Origin of the sequence: Paraburkholderia sp. (assembly GCF_028283785.1) — a bacterium.
In the GTDB taxonomy this organism is placed as follows: domain Bacteria; phylum Pseudomonadota; class Gammaproteobacteria; order Burkholderiales; family Burkholderiaceae; genus Paraburkholderia.
The window spans coordinates 197,716-219,584 of the sequence record NZ_JAPWKB010000014.1; the positions used below are offsets into that span (position 1 = coordinate 197,716).

The following is a 21,869-nucleotide window of genomic DNA, read 5'->3' on the forward strand; positions in this document are numbered from 1 at the left end:
AACGATGTGGCTCGCGCGGTCTTCCCAGTGAAGACGGCCAGAGACGCACCCGTTATAGGGTCAAGCGAACAAGTGCATGTGGTGGATGCCTTGGCGATCACAGGCGATGAAGGACGCGGTAGCCTGCGAAAAGCTACGGGGAGCTGGCAAACGAGCTTTGATCCGTAGATGTCCGAATGGGGAAACCCACTCCGAATGGAGTATCCATGACTGAATACATAGGTCATGCGAAGCGAACGCGGTGAACTGAAACATCTAAGTAACCGCAGGAAAAGAAATCAACCGAGATTCCCAGAGTAGTGGCGAGCGAAATGGGACCAGCCTGTACTCTTTATCTTCATTGTTAGTTGAACGCTCTGGAAAGTGCGGCCATAGCAGGTGATAGCCCTGTAGACGAAAACAGCGAGGAAGAACTAGGTGTACGACAAGTAGGGCGGGACACGTGAAATCCTGTCTGAAGATGGGGGGACCATCCTCCAAGGCTAAATACTCGTGATCGACCGATAGTGAACCAGTACCGTGAGGGAAAGGCGAAAAGAACCCCGGGAGGGGAGTGAAATAGATCCTGAAACCGCATGCATACAAACAGTAGGAGCCTCCTTGTGGGGTGACTGCGTACCTTTTGTATAATGGGTCAGCGACTTACATTCAGTGGCAAGCTTAACCGATTAGGGCAGGCGTAGCGAAAGCGAGTCCGAACAGGGCGATTCAGTCGCTGGGTGTAGACCCGAAACCAGGTGATCTATCCATGGCCAGGATGAAGGTGCGGTAACACGTACTGGAGGTCCGAACCCACTAACGTTGAAAAGTTAGGGGATGAGCTGTGGATAGGGGTGAAAGGCTAAACAAACCTGGAAATAGCTGGTTCTCTCCGAAAACTATTTAGGTAGTGCCTCGTGTATCACCTTCGGGGGTAGAGCACTGTCATGGTTGAAGGGTCCATTGCGGATTACTTCGCCATAGCAAACTCCGAATACCGAAGAGTGCAATCACGGGAGACAGACATCGGGTGCTAACGTCCGGTGTCAAGAGGGAAACAACCCAGACCGCCAGCTAAGGTCCCCAAATATTGCTAAGTGGGAAACGAAGTGGGAAGGCTAAAACAGTCAGGAGGTTGGCTTAGAAGCAGCCATCCTTTAAAGAAAGCGTAATAGCTCACTGATCGAGTCGTCCTGCGCGGAAGATGTAACGGGGCTAAGCAATATACCGAAGCTGCGGATGCACATTTATGTGCATGGTAGGAGAGCGTTCCGTAAGCCTGCGAAGGTGCATTGAAAAGTGCGCTGGAGGTATCGGAAGTGCGAATGCTGACATGAGTAGCGATAAAGGGGGTGAAAGGCCCCCTCGCCGTAAGCCCAAGGTTTCCTACGCAACGTTCATCGGCGTAGGGTGAGTCGGCCCCTAAGGCGAGGCAGAAATGCGTAGCTGATGGGAAGCAGGTTAATATTCCTGCACCATTGTTAAATGCGATGGGGGGACGGATCGCGGAAGGTTGTCCGGGTGTTGGAAGTCCCGGTCCTTGCATTGGAGAAGGCGCTTAGGCAAATCCGGGCGCGGAATTCAAGGGTGTGAGGCCATTCACCTAGGTGAAGAAGCAACTGGAAGTGGTTCCAAGAAAAGCCTCTAAGCTTCAGTTTAACAAGACCGTACCGCAAACCGACACAGGTGGGCGAGATGAGTATTCTAAGGCGCTTGAGAGAACTCGGGAGAAGGAACTCGGCAAATTGGTACCGTAACTTCGGGATAAGGTACGCCCCTGTAGCTTGACTGGCCTGCGCCAGGAGGGTGAAGGGGTTGCAATAAACTGGTGGCTGCGACTGTTTAATAAAAACACAGCACTCTGCAAACACGAAAGTGGACGTATAGGGTGTGACGCCTGCCCGGTGCCGGAAGATTAAATGATGGGGTGCAAGCTCTTGATTGAAGTCCCGGTAAACGGCGGCCGTAACTATAACGGTCCTAAGGTAGCGAAATTCCTTGTCGGGTAAGTTCCGACCTGCACGAATGGCGTAACGATGGCCACACTGTCTCCTCCCGAGACTCAGCGAAGTTGAAGTGTTTGTGATGATGCAATCTCCCCGCGGCTAGACGGAAAGACCCCATGAACCTTTACTGTAGCTTTGCATTGGACTTTGAACCGATCTGTGTAGGATAGGTGGGAGGCTATGAAGCGTGGACGCCAGTCTGCGTGGAGCCGTCCTTGAAATACCACCCTGGTTTGTTTGAGGTTCTAACCTTGGTCCGTAATCCGGATCGGGGACAGTGCATGGTAGGCAGTTTGACTGGGGCGGTCTCCTCCCAAAGTGTAACGGAGGAGTACGAAGGTACGCTAGGTACGGTCGGAAATCGTGCTGATAGTGCAATGGCATAAGCGTGCTTAACTGCGAGACCGACAAGTCGAGCAGGTGCGAAAGCAGGTCATAGTGATCCGGTGGTTCTGTATGGAAGGGCCATCGCTCAACGGATAAAAGGTACTCTGGGGATAACAGGCTGATACCGCCCAAGAGTTCATATCGACGGCGGTGTTTGGCACCTCGATGTCGGCTCATCTCATCCTGGGGCTGTAGCCGGTCCCAAGGGTATGGCTGTTCGCCATTTAAAGAGGTACGTGAGCTGGGTTTAAAACGTCGTGAGACAGTTTGGTCCCTATCTGCCGTGGGCGCTGGATATTTGAAGGGGGCTGCTCCTAGTACGAGAGGACCGGAGTGGACGAACCTCTGGTGTACCGGTTGTCACGCCAGTGGCATCGCCGGGTAGCTATGTTCGGAAGAGATAACCGCTGAAAGCATCTAAGCGGGAAACTCGCCTTAAGATGAGATATCCCCGGGGCTTCGAGCCCCTTGAAGGGTCGTTCAAGACCAGGACGTTGATAGGTCAGGTGTGGAAGCGCAGTAATGCGTTAAGCTAACTGATACTAATTGCCCGTAAGGCTTGATCCTATAACAGGTGTGTCTCGACCCGCGTTGGCGCTTTAGCGCTTACGCGGGTCCGATCCCCGCAGGGGATGCGTGTGAACTCCACAGGGGTTTGCAGACACACAGGTTGAGATCAGTGTTGTGCACTACAAGCACAGCCCAAAGTAATACCGAGAGGCATCCTCTCAGCTACTTCTTCCAGATTGGTTGTGCCGCCCAACAGGCGACACGACAACAAGTCATGCCTGATGACCATAGCGAGTCGGTACCACCCCTTCCCATCCCGAACAGGACCGTGAAACGACTCCACGCCGATGATAGTGCGGATTCCCGTGTGAAAGTAGGTAATCGTCAGGCTCCCAAGCAGAAACAGAAACCCCACCTCCCTAAGAGGTGGGGTTTTTGCGTTTCAGGGCGGGAAAACGATTCAATCGCCATAAATATCGAAGTTGAAGTACTTCGTCGCGACCTGCTGATACACGCCGTCCTGACGAATCGCGGCAATCGCCTGATTGATCTGCTTTTCTAGCGGCGCGTCGCCTTTTCGAATGCCGATCGCGACATCGCCGGCAACGCGGCTGTCGTTGACGGGCTTGCCGATCATCGCAAACCCCGCGCCCTGAGGCGTTTTCAGGAAACCGAAGTCGGCTTGCACGGCGGCCTGAAACGCCGCATCGAGACGATTCGTCACGAGATCCTGATAGATCAGATCCTGCGTCTGATACGACTCGATCGTCACGCCCTTCGGCGCCCATTCCGCTTTCGCATAACTCTCCTGCGTCGAGCCTTGCACGACGCCCACGCGCTTACCCTGCAACGCTTGCGCCGTCGGCTGCAAGTTCGACCCTGCGCGCGCGACCAGCGCCGAGCTTCCCTTGTACAGGCGGTGACTGAAATCGATCTGCTGAAGCCGCACGGGCGTAGCCGACATCGCCGACAAAATCGCGTCGAACTTGCGCGCCTTCAACGCCGGAATCATCCCGTCGAAGTTTTGCTCGACCCACACGCATTTCTGATGCAACTGCGCACACAGCGCGTTGCCAAGGTCGATGTCGAAGCCCACTAACGACCCGTCCGGCGCCTTCGATTCGAACGGCGGATAGCTCGGATCGACACCGAAACGGATCGTCTGCGGATCTTGTGCGAGTGCCGAAAGCGGCAGCATCGCCAGCGCGCAGAAAGCGGAAAGCATCACGTGTTTCATGGGGTTTCCTGTCTGTGTTGTGTCGTGTGAGCGCGGCTCGCAAGCGGAACGCGGCTTGACGCGCCACGCGAACTCATCGCTACCGTAGCCCGACAGAAAGCTATCCGGGAGAGCTAGAATCGTGAACGTGGCAACCATTGGCGAACACGGGTCGATCGTCTCTCAACGGGAACGCATGAAACTTCATCAACTTCGGACACTCGTAGCCGTCGCCGACGCAGGGGGCGTGCGCGGCGCAGCGCGCGCATTGAACGCGTCGCCCGCGGCAATCACCAAAAGCCTGCGGCAACTCGAAGAAAGCGTGCAGATGTCGCTGGTGTTGCGCACGTCGTCGGGCGTGACATTGACGGAGAACGGTCAGGCGTTGCTGGTGCATGCACGATTGATGATCGGCCAGATGGCGCGCGCTCAGGACGCGATGAACGCGCTGCGCGGCGCCACGCACGGCAAGCTCACGGTCGCGGTGACGCCGTGGATCGCCATGACGTTCCTGGCCGATACCGTCACCCGTTTTTGCGCGCGCATGCCGGATATCCAGCTGGAGTTCTTCGAAGGTTTGCTGTCGATCGCCAATCCGCGTTTGCGCGATGGCAGCCTCGATTTCTTTATCGGCCGGCCCGCGCCTGGCGGCCTGGGCGTCGAGTTTCATTACCGTCCGCTGTTTTCGTCGACGTGTGCGCTGGTCGCGCGTGACAACCACCCTCGCGCGAAATGCCGTTCGCTGGCCGAATTGACCGATCTCGACTGGGTGCTGACCTGGGATCCGATCGGCGACAATCCGCTCGCCGACACGATGTTTTCGCTGCACGGTGTGCCGGTGCCGCGAAACATCCATCTGACGCACTCGCTTTCCATCGCCATTTCGCTGCTTAAAAAGACCGATATGGTCAGCGTGTTTCCGTGGCCGCTGGTCGAGGTCAGCGCGGCAAAAGAAGGGCTGTGCGCGATTCCGTTGCGTGAACAGCTGGAAGACGCGATGGTCGGCGTGGTGTCGCGCAGCGGTCACCCGTTCAACGCGGCGTCCGAGTGCTTTATCGAATGTCTGATCGAAACGATTCGCGATGGCAGCAGTTCGACATCGCCGGAGACGCGCAACGTGTTGCGGTCGGTGGAACTGTTGATCTAGCGGATTTTTCAGCGCGAGCCGCGCCGGAAGAGGGTGCCGCCATGCAACCGGAGCCGGTTACATGGCGGTGGTTACTGCACCTGCATCGGACGACGCTTACTTCTTGCTGTCGTCCTTCAGTTGCGGCAGCGTCAGCGCTTCGCCCGGCGTCAGCAGACCGACTTGCGAGTAAATGCGCAGCTTGTCGCGCGTATCGGTGATGTCGAGGTTGCGCATCGTCAGTTGACCGATACGATCGCGAGGCGAGAACGTCGATTCGACCTTCTCCATCGACAGACGCTCCGGCTGATACGTCAGGTTCGACGACTTCGTGCTCAGGATCGAGTAGTCGTTGCCGCGACGCAGTTCGACCGTCACTTCGCCGGTGATCGCGCGTGCGACCCAGCGTTGCGCCGTTTCACGCAGCATGATGGCTTGCGGATCGAACCAGCGGCCTTGATACAGCAGACGGCCGAGGCGACGACCGTTTTCACGGTATTGCTCGATCGTATCTTCGTTGTGAATGCCCGTGACCAGACGTTCGTACGCGATGTGCAGCAGCGCGAGTCCCGGCGCTTCATAAATGCCGCGGCTCTTCGCTTCGATGATGCGGTTTTCGATCTGGTCGCTCATGCCCAGACCATGACGGCCGCCGATGCGGTTCGCTTCGAGCAGCAGTTCGACCTGATCGGTGAACTCGACGCCGTTCAGCGCCACCGGACGGCCTTCCTCGAAGCGGATCGTGACTTCTTCCTTCGCGACCGGCACGTCGTCGCGCCAGAACGCAACGCCCATGATCGGGTTGACGATCTTGATGCCGCTTTCGAGGCTTTCGAGATCCTTCGCTTCGTGGGTAGCGCCGAGCAGGTTCGAGTCGGTGGAATAGGCCTTCTCGGCCGACATCTTGTACGCGAAGCCCGCCTGACGCATGAACTCCGACATTTCCGCGCGGCCGCCGAGTTCGTCGATGAACGCCTGATCCAGCCACGGCTTGTAGATCTTCAGATCCGGATTCACCAGCAGACCGTAGCGGTAGAAGCGCTCGATGTCGTTGCCCTTGTACGTGCTGCCGTCGCCCCAGATGTTGACGCCGTCTTCCTTCATCGCGGCAACCAGCATCGTGCCGGTCACGGCGCGGCCCAGCGGCGTCGTGTTGAAGTACGTCACGCCGGCCGTCGAAATATGGAACGCGCCGCTTTGCAGCGCGGCAATGCCTTCCGCGACCAGTTGCGCGCGGCAGTCGATCAGGCGTGCGCCTTCTGCGCCGTACAGCGTCGCGCGACGCGGAATTTCGTCGTAATCGGCCTCGTCGGGCTGGCCCAGGTTAGCCGTGTAAGCATACGGAAGGGCTCCTTTGAGTCGCATCCAGTGCAGCGCGGCGCTCGTGTCGAGGCCGCCGGAGAAGGCGATGCCGACCTTCTGGCCGGTGGGGAGACTTTCAAGAATTGTGCTCATAAGGAAAACCGTTAAATCGAGGCTTGGAGGGGGATATGGTGCAACTTTCCAGTATCAGCCATGCCCGGCCATGAGGCAAGCGCCAAGCGCAGGTTGGAGGCGGTTGAGCGGGCGGGAGGCGGCAACGCGGTCTGCGCGTGCGTTGCGGAACCGGTCGCGCAATCGTGCGGTCCGCTATTTTGCCAGATCGGGCGAAATCGCCGGTTTTTTGGGGGCAGCGCCGCGTGCGCGTGCTTATCGGCCGGCAGCGAGATAGTTGCGCGGCGCGATACGGCGCGCGTCGGTTTGGCCCGTCTGACGGACGTTTCGCGCGGCTCCATCGCGTGGCTCCGCGTCGCGCACATCGCCGCGCAAATCGAGTTTGTCGCGCAGCGACGTCACCACGCAATCGACGAAGGTTCTGACCTTCGCGTCGAGCAGCCGCCGCCCGGGATAGACGACGAACAGGTTCACCGACGGAATCGCGCACTCGGGCAAAACGCGCAGCAGACGGCCGTGTTCGAGGTCGTCGTGAACCGCATGCGCCGGTAATGCGCCGACACCCGCGCCAGCCAGCAAGGCCGCGCGCACCGCTTGCGCATCGTTGACGACGAAACGCGCCGCCGACGCCCGCGCGCCGTTGCCGCCATCCGGATCGTGGGCCAAGGCCGGCAACCAGTCGCTCGCGGGATCGGGCGAATCGGCGGTCTGCATCAGCGCGTGAGTCGCGAGATCGTCCGCGGACACGACCGGATGGCGCGCCAGATACGCGGGCGACGCGACCAGCACGCGCTCGCATCGGCCGATCAGGCGGCTGACGTTGTTCGAGTCGGGCAGCGCTTGCGCCGATAAGATCGACACGTCGAATGCGTCGTTGATCAGGCTCGCCATCTGCGGCGCGACGACCAGATCCACCGATACATCCGGAAAGCGTTGCCGGTATTCGACGACCGTCGAGGCCAGCGGCGCGAGTCCGACGTCCGGCACCGCGTGCACGCGTAACGTGCCGCGCGGCACGGTGCCGGCGTCGCTCGCTTCGGCGTCGGCGTCGTCGAGATCGGCGAGGATTTTCTTACACCGCTCGTAGTAGCGCTCACCGGATTCCGTCAACGCGACGCGGCGCGTGGTTCGCTGCAACAACCGCGTGTGCAGCCCTTCCTCGAGCGACACCACCGCGCGCGACACGTTGCCCGCGCTACAGGCCATCTGCCGCGCCACGGCGCTGAAACTGCCGGTTTCGGCGATTCGCGAAAACACCCGCATGCTGAAGATCTTGTCCATCGTCGTCAGGTCCTGGTTCGAGCGCCGGCCCCATGACGACGCTCAATCAGCGTAGCGTCGGAGGTCGCGGATTTCCTGAAACGCGCTTCAAACTTCTGAAATCGCGACGCATCGATCAAAGCGTCTTCGCCGCCAGCGCGCGTCCCGCCGACAGATAGTGGATCAACGCGATCAACGGAAAGGCCGTCGCGACGCAGGCCACCAGTTGCCAGCCGCCACGTTCGTACAACGGGCTCGCCAACGCCGATCCAAACGCGCCGCCGACGAAGATGCTGGTCATGTAAATCGCATTGAGCCGGTTGCGGCTGGCTGCGTGCAACGCGTAAATCTCGCGTTGACCGAGCACCATGTTCATCTGCACCGCGAAGTCGAGCACGATGCCCGTCACGACCAGCCCGATCACGCCAGTGGCCGGATGAAGCAGGCCGGGCAAGTAGGCGAGCGCACCCACGACCAGCGCGATCAACGTGGCGCGCACCGTGTGGCCGGCATCGGCCAGTCGTCCGGCGAGCGGCGCGGAGGTGGCGCCGATCGCGCCGACCAGCGCAAAAATGCCGATCGAGGTTTGCGACAAGCCGTAATGACGCGTCAACTCGACCGGAATCGCGGTCCAGAACAGGCTGAACGACGCGAACATCAAGCCTTGATACAGCGAGCGGTGACGCAGCACCGGCATGGTCCGCACCAGATGACCGAGCGAGCCGATCAACGTGAAATAGGTGGCGCGATGCGTGGGTTGTCGCGGCGGAATGGTCAGCGCCAGCACGACGGTCACGATGGTCATCAAGACCGCGGCCGAACCGAAAATCGCGCGCCAGCCGAAGTGTCCGGCCACCACGCTCGAAATCGGCCGCGACAGCAGGATGCCGAGCAGCAGGCCGCTCATGATCGTGCCGACCACCTTGCCGCGCGATTCGTCCGGCGCGAGATGCGCGGCGAGCGGAATCAAAATCTGCACCGCGACCGAGCTGAAACCGATCAGCAGCGAGATCGCCAGAAACGCGCCGGGATGATGGGCGAAGGTCGCCGCGATCAGACTCCCGATCGACACGATCGCGGTTGTGATCATCAGCTTGCGGTTTTCCAGCAGATCGCCGAGCGGAACCAGAAAGAACAGCCCGAGCGCGTAACCGATCTGCGTCAGCGACACGATCAGGCTCGCGGTGCCGCTCGACATGTGAATGTCCGGCGCGATCAGTTCGGTGATCGGTTGCGAGTAGTACAGATTGGCGACGATGGCGCCGCAGCAGAACGCGAACAGCGCGATCAATCCGCGTGTCAGCTTGACCTGCCGTTCGGGGACGACGGTCGTGGGTGCGTTGGATGACATGACAACTCCGTAAGTGAGCGACACAGACAACAATAAAAAGACGGGATGGAAGCGTGTTCAGCGGCCGAATTTCATCAGCCGGTCGCCGAGCGACACGCCGAGATCAGTCATCCGTTTGCCGAGTTGCAGCTGCTGGTTTTCCCAGCGCGCCAGCGCGGCGTCGAGCGCGAGACCGTGCGGTGCGCTGTCTGAAAAGGACGCGGCATACGACGACAGCGCCAGCGCGAGCGCATGGGCATTCGCAGCGGCTTTCGCCGTGCTGCCCGCCGTATGCGGACGCGGCACCGAAGCCGCATCGCCGAGCAGCAGCACGCGGCCGAACACCATGCGCGGCGCGCGCAGATCGACGATCGGTTGCATGAACGGTTCGCCGGTCGCATCGACCAGCGCGCGGAAGGTCGGCGCGAGCAGCGCGTGCGCTTCGTCGCGCAACATGGCGATGTCGGCCGGTTTGGTGGTACCCGGTGGCAACGAAAACGCGCGCTGCATGCCGTGTTTGTCGATCAGCAACCGGTCGAGCGCGGCCTGGTCGTACTTCCGGTACCAGACCCAGTTCCACCGACGCTCGCCCACGGCGGTTTCATCGTGTTCACCCGGAATCAGATAGGCCAGCGACGAATGGCTGTCGCCCTGCTGAAACGTGAAGCGGTCGCGCAACGTGTCGGCGGCGAACGACGGCAGATCCGGTTCCGGCACGAGGCCGCGCCACGCGACGTAGCCGGCATACGCGGGCCGCACGTCGGGCAGCACCTGATGGCGCACCGTCGAGCGAATGCCGTCCGCGCCGATCAGCAGATCGGCCCGTTCGACACGACCGCTTTCGAAGTCCGCAAGCACGTGATCGCCGTCCGTCCGGAAACCGGTCAAGGTCTCGCCAGCGTGCACCGTGTGCGCGGGCAGCGCGCGTTTCATCGCGTTGTAGAGGAGACCCCAAGCGGTTTGCATCTGCGGCATGAACATGTGCTCGATGTGCCGGTCGTGACGGTCGAGGTAAATCCGCTCGCCCGATGCAACGCCCGGCGGATCGGGCAGCGCGACGCCGGCGAACCGCAATGCGTCGAGCACGTCCGGTTGCAGCACGATGCCGCCGCCGCGGCTGTCGAGTTGATTCGGCGATGCTTCGAACAGATCGACGTCCCACCCGGCCGCGCGCATCGTGGTCGCGGAAAACAGTCCGCCGAGCGAGCCGCCGATCACGATCGCGCGGGGTTTGACGATGGCGTTCATGCTGCGCTCCTTGCGATGACCGCACGCAGCGCCGTCGCGAACACCGTCGGCGGCTGCGCGCCGCTGACCACGTCGCCGCCGATCACGACGCTGGGCACGGCGTGAATGCCATGCGCTTCGGCGTCGCGGCGAGCGTTTTCCGTCGCGACGAACGACGCGTCGGCATCGGCCGATTGCAGATCGGCGCGGACCGCTTCCGCGTCGAAACCGTGCGCCGCAGCGAGTTCGACCAGCGTGTCCACGCGGCCGATATCGCGGCCTTCCGAGAAATACGCCACGAATAGCGCCTCATATAACGCGTCGGTCTGTTGCGGCGCATGACGGCTTTGCGCGAACGCCATCAGCCGATGCGCGAGCCGGGTATTCGGCGTGCGCAGGACGCGGCTGTAATCGAATGGCGCCCCGACCGCGCGCCCGGCCGTGGCGACCTGCGCATCCATCGATTGCGAACGCGCCCAACTGCCGAACTTCAGCGTCCGGTACTCGCGCCGGTCCATGCCGTCCTTCGCCATCGACGGATTCAGTTCGAACGGCAGATAACGGACGGAGACTTCGACCTCGGCGCGTAGCGGGTCGAGCGCGGCCGCGAGGTTGCTATGCCCGATCCAGCACCACGGGCAGATGAAATCCGAATACACGTCAATCTCGATGCGCTGCATGTTGCACTCCTCGATACGGGATGCATGCAGGATATCCGTTGCGTTGAACGGTTTGAATGGGTCTAAAATGCAAGCTGGCGTTGCGTTGCGCGCAACCAAACCGGTAATCAGGCCGTTCATGGACAAATTCCTTGCGTTGAATACCCTGCTGGAAGTCGCCGATGCAGGCGGCTTTTCGAAAGCGGCGCAGCGGCTGGGCGTCGCGACGTCGTCGGTGACGCGGCTGATGGATTCGCTCGAAGCGTCGCTCGGCACCGCATTGCTGACGCGCACGCCGCGCAAGGTCAGCCTCACCGACGCCGGCATCGCGTACGTCGAGCAGATCGGCAAGGTGCTCGACGATCTCGCCGAAGCCGACGAAAGCGTGTTCGACAGCGGCGCGTCGCCGATCGGGGCGCTGCGCATCGCGGTGCCGTCCACGTACAGCCGGCTACGTCTCGCGCCGCATCTCGCGGCCTTTCTCACCGACCATCCACGCGTGATGCTCGATGTCGTCGTCGCCGATCACTACGCCGATCTCGCGCTCGACCGGATCGACGTGGCCGTGCGGATCGGCTCGCCGGACCGCGACGGCAATCTGATCGTCAGAACGCTGTCGGCCAATCCGCGCTATGTCGTCGCGAGTCACGACTACCTCGAACGCGCCGGCCGTCCGCCGCATCCGCAGGCACTCGACGCGCACGAATGCCTGCGGTTTTCCTACGGTGGCGGCTACCGCGCGCGGCAAGCGTGGCTGTTTCGCGCTCATGCCGACGACGCGCACGACACGTTCGGCGTGGACGTGCGCGGCCATCTGCAATCGAACAACCTCGACATCCTGCTCGAAGCGGTACTGGGCGGACGCGGTATCGCGTTGCTGCCCGAGTGGCTGGTCGCCGACGAAATCCGCGCGGGTCGCCTGATGCGTCTGTTCGAGCGCTTCGACGCGAGTCCGCATATCGGCGAGGCCGTCGTCTACGCCGCCTATCTGCCGAACCGCCGTCATTCGAGCAAGGTGCGCGCGTTCGTGCAGTTCCTGGAATCGCGTCTGGCGACTGCGCTCGAAGGTTGAGCGTGCTTTCCGTCGATCGATTCAGCCGGAGTGTAGGAGTGCGCCGCGATGAAAGTCCTGCAAAAAATATGAAATTTTCCAAACGGCGAATCGTCCGCCCGACGCGATCCGGCGAACTGGAAAAAACCGTGCGATTCCGATAAACGGCCGTGCCCGATTCGCCGACACTGCGGCTGAGCCAATTCAGCCCCGGTGAGCGCGCGATGAACCTTTTGACGGACAGCACGGCGTCGCTGCGATGGCGGGACGCATGGCGTGCGTACTGGCACGACGATCTGCCGCGCTTCCTGCATATCGCGAAGGTGGCGATGGCCGTGACGTTGTCGATGGGACTGTGCATGCGGCTCGAATTGCGCACGCCGTCCACGGCGATGGTGTCGTGCGTGATCGTGATGATGCATCAGCAAAGCGGCATGGTGATCGCGCGCGGGTTCTATCGCGGGCTCGGGATGATCGGCGGCAGTCTCGCCGGACTCGTGCTGATCGCGCTGTTTCCGCAGCAGCCGTTGCCGTTCTTTATCGCGCTGGCCGCGTGGATCGGCGTATGCGTGTTTTGCGCGTCGTACTTCCGCAATTTCCAGTCGTATGGTTTCGTGCTGACCGGCTATGCAACGGCGATCACCGCGATGCCCGCATGGGCGAATCCGTATGGCGTGTTCGATACGGTCGTCTTCACGATCAGCGAGGTGGTGATCGGCGTCGCGTGCGCGAGTCTGGTCAGCGCATGCTTTTTCCCGCGACGCGTGACGCCCGCGCTCTACGCATCGAGCCGCAAGAACCTGACCCATCTGCTGGACGCGATTCATCGTTCGCTCGATAAGGGCGTGACGTTGACGGGGTTCGACACGTTTCTCGATCTGATCCGCGAACGCGCGGGTGTCGAAAGTTTGCGCGCGGGCGCGGTGTTCGAAGACCCGTCGATTCGCCTGCACAACCACGTATTTCAGGATCTCGACCGCAGCTTTCTCGATAGCGTGGCGTGGATTCACGCGCTGCATCAACTGAAGGTGCGTGTCTGTGCCGACGCGGATGCGCGCGCGATGTCGGCGATCGACGCGCTGATCGGCGCGCTGCTCGCGATCGTGCCGAACCAGACCGCCGACGCCGCCGCGGACACGCCCGGCGTGACGCTGGAGCAGGTCGAAGCGCTGTCGGCCGGACTGACCGCGCTCGAAGCGCAACTGCCCGCGCGCATCGCCCGGTCACTGCATGAACTCGCGGATCTGCCGCCGCCGCAACGCCAGTTCGTCGCGACCACGGGTTCCGCGCTGTATTTCTCGATTGCCGATTTGCGGAAGGTGTGCGACCGGTATATCGACGCCCGCACGGCCGACCGTCGGCCGTGGTCGCGCTCGGTGATCCAGGCGATCGCGCGGATCGGCCGCACGCGCGCGACCGCGAATCGCACCGCCGCGACGATTGCGGGCCTGCGCGCGGCGCTGGCCGTGCTGGTGGTCGGCGCGACGTGGCTCGCATCCGGTTGGGTGGGCGGCTCGACCGCGATCGTCGCGGTGGCGATTACGAGCGCGCTGTTCGCGCTCGCGCCCGATCCGGCAGTCGCGAGCCGGCAGATTTTCTGCGGCTGCCTGAGCGGCTGGCTGGCGGGATTCGCGTTCAACTTCTTCGTGTTGCCGCTGTTCGACAGTTTTGCGTTGCTCGCGCTGTCGGTGGCGATCGTCGTGATGACCGGCTGTTATGTGAACACCTTCGCGAACACCGCGTTGCTCGGTCTCGGCTTTAGTCTGTACTTCTGCTTCATCGTCGCGATCGCGAATCCGGTCGTCTATAACCCGAGTGCCTATCTCGACACTGGTTTCGCGTTGCTGCTCGGCATTGCCGCGGCCGCGGTCGCGTTTTCGGTGCTGGCGCCGCGCGCAGGCGATTTCATCTCCGCGCAGTATCTGAAGCAGATTCGCGCGCTGGTCGCGAACACCGCGCGCGACGGCGATCTCGACGACGATCTGCTGTATCGGTTCGAACTGCATCTGCGCGATTTCATCATTCAGATCGCATCCGCGCCGAAGGACGCGCGCGTGAACCGCAATACGCTGATCGGCTGGGCCTTCGCCGCGCTCGAAATCGGCCGCGCGATGATCCAGATGCGGCTCGACACCGCGCAATCCGGCGATGCGTTGCCGTCAGCGTGGCGCGCGATGCAGGACGACTGGCTCGCCGCGCTGGCCGACGTGTTCGACGATGCGACACCGGCGCGTGCGCAACGCGCGCTCGACGCCACGCGCCGCGCCCTCGACGTGTTGCCCTGTCCAGCCGACGCGCCGGACAAGCCGGACGCCGTGCTCGGCGGTCCGTTGCTGATGCGTTTCCGGATGCGCGCGTTGCTGCATTTCACCGGGCTCACGTTGCTGGATGAGAGCCTTCCGCTCTGGCAACCGTTGCAGCACGCGCGCGCCGACGTGAGTGCCGCCGTCAGCCGGAGCGCGACATGAGCGCGCTGCGATCCGCGGGTGCCGCATTAGTGACGGCGTTGTTGCTGGGCGGGTGTATCGGCAGCGGCGGCATCCGTCCGCATGAATCGCCGATCGACCCGGCGACGCTCGATCCGGGCGTGGCGATCCGCGACACGCAGCACGACGCGCAATGGCCGTCGGGCGACTGGTGGCGTCGCTGGGGCGATCCGCAACTCGATACGCTGGTCGATGACGCGACCGCCGGCAATCCCGGTTTGCGCGTGGTGCAGGCGCGTCTGGACGCCGCGAATTTTCAGGCGCAGATCGCGGGTGCGGCGCAGTTGCCGCAACTCGGCATGTCGGGCAATTTCGAGCGCCGCCGTTACGCGCGCTACAACACGCCCGCGCCGCCCGGTGGCACGACGGTGTGGAGCAACAGCGTGTCGGCGGATCTGTCGTACGACCTCGATCTGTGGGGCAAGTCGCGCGCGATTCGCGAAGGCGCGCTCGACAACGTGCACGCCGTCGCCGCCGACGCGCGTTTCGCCGAGGTCGAATTGCAGACCGCGATGGTGCGCGCGTACGTGCAGCTGTCGCTGCAATACGCATTGCTCGACGTCTACGGTTCCGTGCAGGCCGACCAGCAACACACCCTCGATATCGCGACGCGGCGGTTGCAGGCGGGCATCGGCAGTCGGCTCGACGTCAGCGAAGCATCGACGCAGCTTGCGTTGAGCACGACGAGGGTGCAGCAGGCGCAGCAGCAGCTCGCGTTGAGCCGGATCGCGATTGCCGGACTTGCGGGCAAGGGACCGGGCTTCGGCGACGCGCTGCAACGGCCGCGCCTCGCGCTCGATGTGCCGGTCGCGTTGCCCGCGTCGCTGCCAGCCGAACTGATCGGTCACCGCCCGGACGTGGTCGCCGCGCGCTGGCGCGTGCAGACCGCGAGCCAGGACATCGACGCCGCGCATGCCGACTTTTATCCCGACATCGACCTGCTGGCGACCGCATCGCTCGGGTCGGCGGCGACCTTCGGCGGTTTTCTGAACCTGGTGAACAGCGACGGCGTCGGCCACGGTTTCGGCGCGGCGATTTCGCTGCCGATCTTCGACGGCGGACGGCGGCGCGGCCGGTACGGCGTCGCGGTGGCGTCGAAAGATGCGGCCGTCGATTCGTACAACCAGACCGTGATCGACGCGATGCAATCGGTTGCGATGCAAGTCGTGAGCTTGCGATCGCTCGACCAGCAACAGGCGTCCGTCGAAGCCACGCTCGATTCCGCGCGCCGTTCGTTCCGTCTCGCCGATACCGGCTACCGGAACGGCATCACCGAATTCCTGAACGTGCTCGCCGCGCAGAACGTGCAGTTGCAGGAGCAGGAAAGTCTCGCGGCGGTTCAGGCCAAGCGCCTCGACGCGTGGGCACTGCTGATGAAGGAACTCGGCGGCGGCACGGACGGCGCGACGGTGGACGCGCCGCCCGGTCCCAACCCGAACGCCGCGACGCCCGATCCGACGGAGACCGCCGATGCCCGGTGAAATCGACCTGTTCTCGCTGCTCGTGCCGGGCCTGCTGCCGATCCTCGCCGGTTGCGCGCTGCTGTTCGTGGTGCTCGATCTCGTGCTCGCGCGGCTCGGCGTCTACCGCTACGCATGGCATCCAGCGCTGTTTCGCGTCGCATTGTTCGCCGCGTTGTTCAGCGGCATGTCTCTGGTGCTACGCCAATGAATCCGATGATCGATACAACCCATGCCGGGCCCAGGTGCCGACGATGAAAATCCAATCCCTGCTGCGGCTCGGCGTGACGCTGGCCGCGTTGCTGATCGCGGTCGTGCTGGTCCGGCTGTTGTGGCTCGACTATATGTATTCGCCGTGGACACGCGACGGACGGGTGCGCGCACAGGTCGTCCAGGTCGCCACCGACGTCTCCGGTCTGGTCTCCGAAGTGCGCGTCAAGGATAACCAGCTGGTCAGCAAGGGCGACGTGCTGTTCGTGCTCGATCCGGCGCGTTTCCAGTACGCGGTCGCACAAGCCGACGCCGACGCGATCCGCGCGCAGGCGCAGATGGACCAGGCCAAAGCCCAGATGGCGGGAAGCGAATCCGGCTTCGCGATGAAGCGCGCGCAGGCCGCGCGCCGGGCCGAGCTCGCGGGCGACGTGATTTCCGACGAAAGCCGCGCCGATTCGGTGTCGCTCGCGAAACAGTCGGCGTCCGTGTATTACGCCGATGTCGCCGCGTACAACGCCGCCGAGGCCAGCTACAAGGCGGCGCGGGTCGCGCAGCAGACCGCCGCGCTCAATCTGACGCGCAGCGTGGTGCGTGCGCCCGCCGACGGCTACATCACCAACCTGAACCTCTATCCGGGCGACTTCGCGACGGCGGGCGTCGCGCGGATGGCGCTGATCGACTCGCATTCGTTCTGGGTCTACGGCTATTTCGAGGAAACCAAGATTCCGCACGTGCACGTGGGCGACCGCGCGACGGTCCGGCTGATGTCGGGCGGCACGGCGATTCAGGGGCATGTCGACAGTCTCGCCAGCGGTATCGCGGATCGCGACAATCCGACCAGTAACGGCGATCTGCTCGCCGACGTGAACCCGATTTTCACGTGGGTCCGGCTCGCGCAACGCGTGCCGGTGCGCGTGCATCTGGACCGGATTCCGGCCGGCATGCACCTCGCGATGGGCATGACCTGTACCGTGACGGTTCAGCCGGGGAGCAGCAGGTAATTAGTAAGGATTAAGATTAAATAAGTATCCGTTTGACGGCGCGTCGCCGATCATGACCTTTCAGATCGAGAGCCGCCCGGCTGCCTGAGTACGTCCCGATTCTGCCCGAGCGTCCCGCCGTTGCGGCGCGACGCCATGCAGACCGACAGGTCGCCGGTGCCCGTCAACCGCCCCTGCCCGAACGACTATGTGCCTTTTGCGCCAATCCGCCGGTCGTTGCCGCGCGTCGCGCCACACGCGGCGCCGCACCGCGACCCGGCCGTGACCGACATCCGCGTGAACGCGCTCCGTACCGCGCGACGCGATCCGCGTGTGCTGCTGAGCCTCGCGGCCGGCATCGCGCTGGTGGTGTTCGCCATCGACGCGCTGACGCCGCTCGATATCGCCATCGCGGTGTTCTACGTGACGGTCGTGCTGATCGTCGCGTACACGCGGCATCGCGCGGCCACGATCGGCGCGGGGTGGGCCTGCGTGGTGCTGACCTTGCTCGGCTTCATGCTGTCCCACGACGACAGCTACTCCGGCGGCGCGATCGCGCGCTGCGCGGTCAGCCTGCTGGCAATCGTCACGACCTCCATCCTCGCGCTGCGCAACCAGACCGCCACCAACCTGCTGCGCGAACAGGTCGATCTGCTGAACCTCGCTCACGATGCGATCGTCGCCTACGATATGAACGACCGCATCACGTTCTGGAATCACGGCGCGGAAGCCTTGTACGGCTGGACTTCGCAGGAAGCGATCGGCCAGCCGGTCCACCGGCTCACGCATACGTCGTTTCCGGCGCCGCTGGAAGAGATTCGCGCCGAGTTGCTGCACACCGATCACTGGCAAGGCGAACTGCAACGCTTGCGGCGCGATGGCAGCGTGGTGATCGTGTCGAGCCGCTGGGCGCTGTGGCGCGACGCGAACGGCACGCCGCGCGCGGTGCTCGCCACCAACAACGACATCACGGGACGCAAGCAGATGGAACAGGCGCTCGCGCGCTCGACGGCGGAACTGGCGCACGTGACGCGGGTGACGATGCTGGGCGAACTGGCTGCGTCGATCGCGCACGAAGTCACGCAGCCGATCGCCGCGATTTCCACCTGCGGCTCGGCGGCGCTGCGCTGGCTGACCCGCCCGACGCCCGATGTCGCCGAGGCCCGGCAATCGGTGGCGCAGATGGTGCGCGACGCGCAACGGGCAGGCGACGTGATCCAGCAGATCCGCTCGATGGCCACCAAGCGCGACCGTCAGCCGAAACGGCTCGACCTGAACGCAGTGGTCGGCGAATCGATCGAACTGGTGCGGCGCGAACTGGAACGGCATCGCGTCGAACTGAGCGTCGATCTGACCGCGCACGCGCCGATGGTGTGCTGCGATCGCGTGCAGTTGCAGCAGGTGCTGATCAATCTGCTGATGAATGCCGCACAGGCGATCGCCGACGCGAACCGCGAGCTACGGCAGATTCACGTGTCCACGGCGATACTCGACCCGGACCAGGGCGACGACGCGAACCTCGCGCAGGTCACGGTGCGGGATTCCGGCAGCGGAATTCGCGCAGAAAACGCCGGCCGGCTGTTCAGCGCATTTTTTACGACTAAAACAGAAGGCATGGGTATGGGACTGTCGATCTGCCGGTCGATCGTCGAGGCGAACGGCGGCCGGATCTGGGCCGAATCGCCGGACGGCGGCGGCGCGATCCTGCGTTTCGTGCTGCCCGTCGATGCAGGGAGTTGCGATGAACAGTGAAGCGGAAAGCGGCGCGAATCCGTCGATCGTCTACGTGGTGGACGACGATCCGTCGATGCGCGAAGCGGTCGGCATGTTGTTGCGTTCGGTCGGATTGCGGGTGGAGAGCTTTGCGTCGGCGCAGGAATTTCTCGCGTTCAGCATGCCGGACGTGCCCGCGTGCCTGATCCTCGACGTCCGGCTGAAAGGACAGAGCGGCTTCGCGGTGCAGGAACAGATCGCCACCAGCAAATTGGGCCTGCCGATCATCTTCATGACCGCGCACGGCGATATCGCGATGACAGTCAAGGCAATGAAAGCCGGTGCGAAAGACTTTCTCGCCAAACCGTTTCGCGATCAGGACATGCTGGACGCCGTCGCGCACGCGCTCGCCGCCGACGAGCAGCGGCGCGCGGCGAACCGGTCGGTGGCGGGCTTGCGGCGCTGCTACGAATCGTTGACGCCGCGCGAACGCGAGGTGATGTCGCTGGTCGCGTCGGGTCTGATGAACAAACAGATTGCCGCCGAACTGAATCTGAGCGAAATCACCGTGAAAATCCATCGCGCGCAGGCAATGAAAAAGATGGAAGCACGCTCGTTCGCCGAATTCGTGCTGAAGGCCGAAGCGCTCGGCGTCAAGGCGGAACGTCCGCCGGTTCAGGCGCCGCGCGCCTGAGCGCGGAACCTGCCGCGTCATCCCGCGCGCTGCGTTGGGTATGGCGGCGGTATATCAATGGATAATGGTTTCAAAGGTTTGACCCGACTACCATGGTTGTGAGGGCGACTGTGCAGCGACGCGGCGTCCCGAAAGCGTGCGTGTTCCGCTAATCAACCAGGGCGTCAGTTCAGCATGATTAAAATCGGTCAGGTTTCGGTGTCATTGGAAATGCGCGAAGCGCATATCGACGGTGAGCCGCTGCAAATCGGTTCGCGTGCGTTCGATATCCTCGAATTGCTGATTCGCGCGGGCGGCAACACCGTCACGAAGGACGATATCCTCCGGCAGGTGTGGCCGAAGTCGATCGTCGAGGAAAACAATATTCATGTGCAGATGTCCGCGCTCCGGAAGATTTTCGGCGCTGACAAACACGTGATCCGCACCATCTCCGGACGCGGCTACCGTCTCGCGATGCCGTCGCCGGCAGCGCCGACGCCAACACCGAAGCCGTCCGCGCCGGACGCATCCGCGCCGTTCGTTTCGTACGCGAAGTCCGCTATCGCGGCCATCGCCGCAAAGCCCGCATTGCCGGGCGACGCCGCATCCGCTCACTCCACGTTCGCCGCCAGCACCGCATCGCCGGACGCCGCGCGCCCGAACGGCCTGCCGATCTCACACGCGCCGCTGATCGGTCGTGACGGCACGATCGTCGATATCGGCAACGCGTTGCAAAAGACGCCCATCGTTACGTTGCTCGGCCCCGGCGGTATCGGCAAGACGCAACTCGCGATCGCCGTGGCGCGCGCGGTGTCGGCGGCGTCGAGCGTCGAGGTGTGTTTCGTCGCGCTGGCATCGGTCGATAGCGCGCACAGCGTGGTCGGCACGGTCGCGCAGGCACTCGGTCTCGCCGGGCACGACGACATCTCCATCCACACGCTGGTCGCCGCGATCAAGGATCGCGATCTGCTGCTGGTGCTCGACAACTGCGAGCACGTGATCGAATCGGCGGCGACGGTGTGTGAAGTGCTGGTTCAGGCCAGCGCGACCCTCCGCATTCTCGCCACCAGCCGCGAGCCGTTGCGCACCCGTGAAGAGCGCGTCTACTGGGTCGCGCCGCTCGATACGCCGGAGTCCGGTGCGACGTCGCAGACCATTCTCGCGTGCAGCGCGGTGCAGATGTTTCTCGCACAGCTGAACACGCTGCATACGGAATTCACACTGGATCGCGCCAGCATCGACATGGTCGCGACCATATGCCGTCGTCTCGACGGCGTGCCGCTCGCACTCGAACTCGCGGCGGCGCGCGCGAGCGTGTTCGGTATCCGCAAGCTGCTGACCGAACTCGACGACCGTTTCCGCTCGCTGACGGGCGGCCGCCGCACTGCGCCGCCGCGTCAACAGACGCTCGAAGCGACGGTCGACTGGAGTTACCGGCTGCTGAGTCCGATCGAGCGCATCGTGTTGCGCCGGCTCAGTGTGTTTTCGACCCGCTTCGAACTGGATGCCGCGTGCGCGATCGCAACCTGCGCGCGGCTGACGTCGGCCCAGGTGACGGAAGCGATCGTCGGACTCGCGTCGAAATGCCTGATCACGACGACGTTCGACAGCAAGGTCAAGGAGTACTTCCTGCTCGAAACGACCCGCGAATATGCGTTGCGCAAGCTCTACGAATCGGACGAAGCCGACGCGGTGCTGGCGAGAAAACGAGCCTATGTCGTACCGCTTTACGGCCACGTGTACGCACCGGGATTCAGCGCGGCGGCGATGTCGCACGCACGTGTGACGGCGTCGGCCGGATCGTCGTAACGGCGAGTGGCGCAGACACGGAACGCGCGCTGGAAGCGGGGCGGAGAAAGTGGAAAACGGTGCGGAACGGACCCTGGGAAGTTTTCCAACTGGCGGTGCAAGGCAGGATGATCAAGCAGATCGCGCACGAACTGGGCACGCAGGAAGTCACGGTCAAGGTTCACAAAGGACGGGTGATGAGCAAGATGCAGGCAAAAACGCTTATCGAACTGTCGAAGATGTGGGACGTCGTCCTTCGCACCTGACGTCGCGGACACGAGCCGTCCGGACACGGCATGAATATCGCGCCGGTTTTTTCATCTGACATCACGTCGGCGCAATGGGAGTATTGGCAGCTATGAGCTTTGTTT

16 protein-coding genes and 2 rRNA genes are annotated in these 21,869 nt (G+C 63.0%); 12 read left to right on the forward strand and 6 right to left on the reverse strand.

The window, feature by feature from the left end; all coding sequences use genetic code 11:
- The first annotated feature begins 58 nt into the window (after positions 1 to 58).
- Positions 59 to 2,939 (forward strand): 23S ribosomal RNA (locus PW947_RS16910).
- Positions 2,940 to 3,159: 220 nt separating this feature from the next.
- A 5S ribosomal RNA gene (gene rrf / locus PW947_RS16915) occupies positions 3,160 to 3,272 on the forward strand.
- 70 nt (positions 3,273 to 3,342) lie between these two features.
- Here rrf and PW947_RS16920 read toward each other — a convergent pair.
- The gene (locus PW947_RS16920; protein ID WP_299633492.1) at positions 3,343 to 4,119 is read right to left on the reverse strand and encodes an ABC transporter substrate-binding protein; all 777 of its coding nucleotides are present in this window, start codon (positions 4,117 to 4,119) and stop codon (positions 3,343 to 3,345) included.
- A 175-nt stretch (positions 4,120 to 4,294) separates the two neighbouring features.
- On the opposite strand from PW947_RS16920, the gene PW947_RS16925 reads away from it, so the two are divergent.
- Positions 4,295 to 5,245 (forward strand): LysR substrate-binding domain-containing protein, encoded by a 951-nt coding sequence (locus PW947_RS16925; RefSeq protein ID WP_299633493.1) that lies wholly within the window; start codon positions 4,295 to 4,297, stop codon positions 5,243 to 5,245.
- 96 nt (positions 5,246 to 5,341) lie between these two features.
- Here the strand turns inward: PW947_RS16925 and argG are convergent, their stop codons facing one another.
- The 5 genes from argG to PW947_RS16950 all read right to left on the reverse strand — a co-directional run bounded on the left by argG (position 5,342) and on the right by PW947_RS16950 (position 11,155).
- Complete coding sequence (argG, locus tag PW947_RS16930; protein ID WP_299633494.1) at positions 5,342 to 6,679, reverse strand: argininosuccinate synthase; 1,338 nt, start codon at positions 6,677 to 6,679, stop codon at positions 5,342 to 5,344.
- A gap of 234 nt (positions 6,680 to 6,913) precedes the next feature.
- Positions 6,914 to 7,939 carry a LysR family transcriptional regulator gene (locus PW947_RS16935; RefSeq protein WP_299633495.1) on the reverse strand — a complete coding sequence of 342 codons (1,026 nt, stop codon included), beginning with the start codon at positions 7,937 to 7,939 and terminating at the stop codon, positions 6,914 to 6,916.
- A 115-nt stretch (positions 7,940 to 8,054) separates the two neighbouring features.
- Positions 8,055 to 9,269 (reverse strand): MFS transporter, encoded by a 1,215-nt coding sequence (locus tag PW947_RS16940; protein ID WP_299633496.1) that lies wholly within the window; start codon positions 9,267 to 9,269, stop codon positions 8,055 to 8,057.
- Between the two features lie 57 nt (positions 9,270 to 9,326).
- Positions 9,327 to 10,496, reverse strand: coding sequence for an FAD binding domain-containing protein (locus tag PW947_RS16945; RefSeq protein WP_299633497.1), 1,170 nt, complete (start codon positions 10,494 to 10,496; stop codon positions 9,327 to 9,329).
- Complete coding sequence (locus PW947_RS16950; protein ID WP_299633498.1) at positions 10,493 to 11,155, reverse strand: DsbA family oxidoreductase; 663 nt, start codon at positions 11,153 to 11,155, stop codon at positions 10,493 to 10,495. Before PW947_RS16950 ends, PW947_RS16945 begins: the two co-directional genes overlap by 4 nt.
- Before the next feature lie 118 nt (positions 11,156 to 11,273).
- On the opposite strand from PW947_RS16950, the gene PW947_RS16955 reads away from it, so the two are divergent.
- From PW947_RS16955 to PW947_RS16995, 9 genes are all read left to right on the forward strand, one after another.
- The gene (locus PW947_RS16955; RefSeq protein ID WP_299633499.1) at positions 11,274 to 12,206 is read left to right on the forward strand and encodes a LysR family transcriptional regulator; all 933 of its coding nucleotides are present in this window, start codon (positions 11,274 to 11,276) and stop codon (positions 12,204 to 12,206) included.
- A 203-nt stretch (positions 12,207 to 12,409) separates the two neighbouring features.
- Complete coding sequence (locus tag PW947_RS16960) at positions 12,410 to 14,653, forward strand: FUSC family protein (protein WP_299633500.1); 2,244 nt, start codon at positions 12,410 to 12,412, stop codon at positions 14,651 to 14,653.
- Entirely contained in the window at positions 14,650 to 16,152 is a 1,503-nt protein-coding gene (locus tag PW947_RS16965; RefSeq protein ID WP_299633501.1) for an efflux transporter outer membrane subunit, read from the forward strand. The genes PW947_RS16960 and PW947_RS16965 overlap by 4 nt, the downstream gene beginning before the upstream one ends.
- Positions 16,142 to 16,342: a DUF1656 domain-containing protein gene (locus PW947_RS16970; protein ID WP_299633502.1), complete on the forward strand. Its 201-nt coding sequence runs from the start codon at positions 16,142 to 16,144 to the stop codon at positions 16,340 to 16,342. The genes PW947_RS16965 and PW947_RS16970 overlap by 11 nt, the downstream gene beginning before the upstream one ends.
- Positions 16,343 to 16,385: 43 nt before the next feature.
- Positions 16,386 to 17,345 carry an HlyD family secretion protein gene (locus PW947_RS16975; protein WP_299633503.1) on the forward strand — a complete coding sequence of 320 codons (960 nt, stop codon included), beginning with the start codon at positions 16,386 to 16,388 and terminating at the stop codon, positions 17,343 to 17,345.
- Positions 17,346 to 17,480: 135 nt separating this feature from the next.
- The gene (locus tag PW947_RS16980) at positions 17,481 to 19,076 is read left to right on the forward strand and encodes an ATP-binding protein (RefSeq protein WP_299633504.1); all 1,596 of its coding nucleotides are present in this window, start codon (positions 17,481 to 17,483) and stop codon (positions 19,074 to 19,076) included.
- Positions 19,066 to 19,731, forward strand: coding sequence for a response regulator transcription factor (locus PW947_RS16985; RefSeq protein WP_299633505.1), 666 nt, complete (start codon positions 19,066 to 19,068; stop codon positions 19,729 to 19,731). Before PW947_RS16980 ends, PW947_RS16985 begins: the two co-directional genes overlap by 11 nt.
- Before the next feature lie 174 nt (positions 19,732 to 19,905).
- Positions 19,906 to 21,519, forward strand: a complete 1,614-nt coding sequence (locus PW947_RS16990; protein WP_299633506.1) for a winged helix-turn-helix domain-containing protein — start codon at positions 19,906 to 19,908, stop codon at positions 21,517 to 21,519.
- 59 nt (positions 21,520 to 21,578) lie between these two features.
- Positions 21,579 to 21,764 (forward strand): LuxR C-terminal-related transcriptional regulator, encoded by a 186-nt coding sequence (locus PW947_RS16995; RefSeq protein ID WP_299633507.1) that lies wholly within the window; start codon positions 21,579 to 21,581, stop codon positions 21,762 to 21,764.
- The last annotated feature ends 105 nt before the right edge of the window (positions 21,765 to 21,869 follow it).

Excerpts from the sequence above, each read along its gene's own strand:
- PW947_RS16920 (WP_299633492.1), bottom strand. The coding sequence starts at position 4,119 with ATGAAACACGTGATGCTTTCCGCTTTCTGCGCGCTGGCGATGCTGCCG.
- PW947_RS16925 (WP_299633493.1), top strand. The coding sequence starts at position 4,295 with ATGAAACTTCATCAACTTCGGACACTCGTAGCCGTCGCCGACGCAGGG.
- argG (WP_299633494.1), bottom strand. The coding sequence starts at position 6,679 with ATGAGCACAATTCTTGAAAGTCTCCCCACCGGCCAGAAGGTCGGCATC.
- PW947_RS16935 (WP_299633495.1), bottom strand. The coding sequence starts at position 7,939 with ATGGACAAGATCTTCAGCATGCGGGTGTTTTCGCGAATCGCCGAAACC.
- PW947_RS16940 (WP_299633496.1), bottom strand. The coding sequence starts at position 9,269 with ATGTCATCCAACGCACCCACGACCGTCGTCCCCGAACGGCAGGTCAAG.
- PW947_RS16945 (WP_299633497.1), bottom strand. The coding sequence starts at position 10,496 with ATGAACGCCATCGTCAAACCCCGCGCGATCGTGATCGGCGGCTCGCTC.
- PW947_RS16950 (WP_299633498.1), bottom strand. The coding sequence starts at position 11,155 with ATGCAGCGCATCGAGATTGACGTGTATTCGGATTTCATCTGCCCGTGG.
- PW947_RS16955 (WP_299633499.1), top strand. The coding sequence starts at position 11,274 with ATGGACAAATTCCTTGCGTTGAATACCCTGCTGGAAGTCGCCGATGCA.
- PW947_RS16960 (WP_299633500.1), top strand. The coding sequence starts at position 12,410 with ATGAACCTTTTGACGGACAGCACGGCGTCGCTGCGATGGCGGGACGCA.
- PW947_RS16965 (WP_299633501.1), top strand. The coding sequence starts at position 14,650 with ATGAGCGCGCTGCGATCCGCGGGTGCCGCATTAGTGACGGCGTTGTTG.
- PW947_RS16970 (WP_299633502.1), top strand. The coding sequence starts at position 16,142 with ATGCCCGGTGAAATCGACCTGTTCTCGCTGCTCGTGCCGGGCCTGCTG.
- PW947_RS16975 (WP_299633503.1), top strand. The coding sequence starts at position 16,386 with ATGAAAATCCAATCCCTGCTGCGGCTCGGCGTGACGCTGGCCGCGTTG.
- PW947_RS16980 (WP_299633504.1), top strand. The coding sequence starts at position 17,481 with ATGCAGACCGACAGGTCGCCGGTGCCCGTCAACCGCCCCTGCCCGAAC.
- PW947_RS16985 (WP_299633505.1), top strand. The coding sequence starts at position 19,066 with ATGAACAGTGAAGCGGAAAGCGGCGCGAATCCGTCGATCGTCTACGTG.
- PW947_RS16990 (WP_299633506.1), top strand. The coding sequence starts at position 19,906 with ATGATTAAAATCGGTCAGGTTTCGGTGTCATTGGAAATGCGCGAAGCG.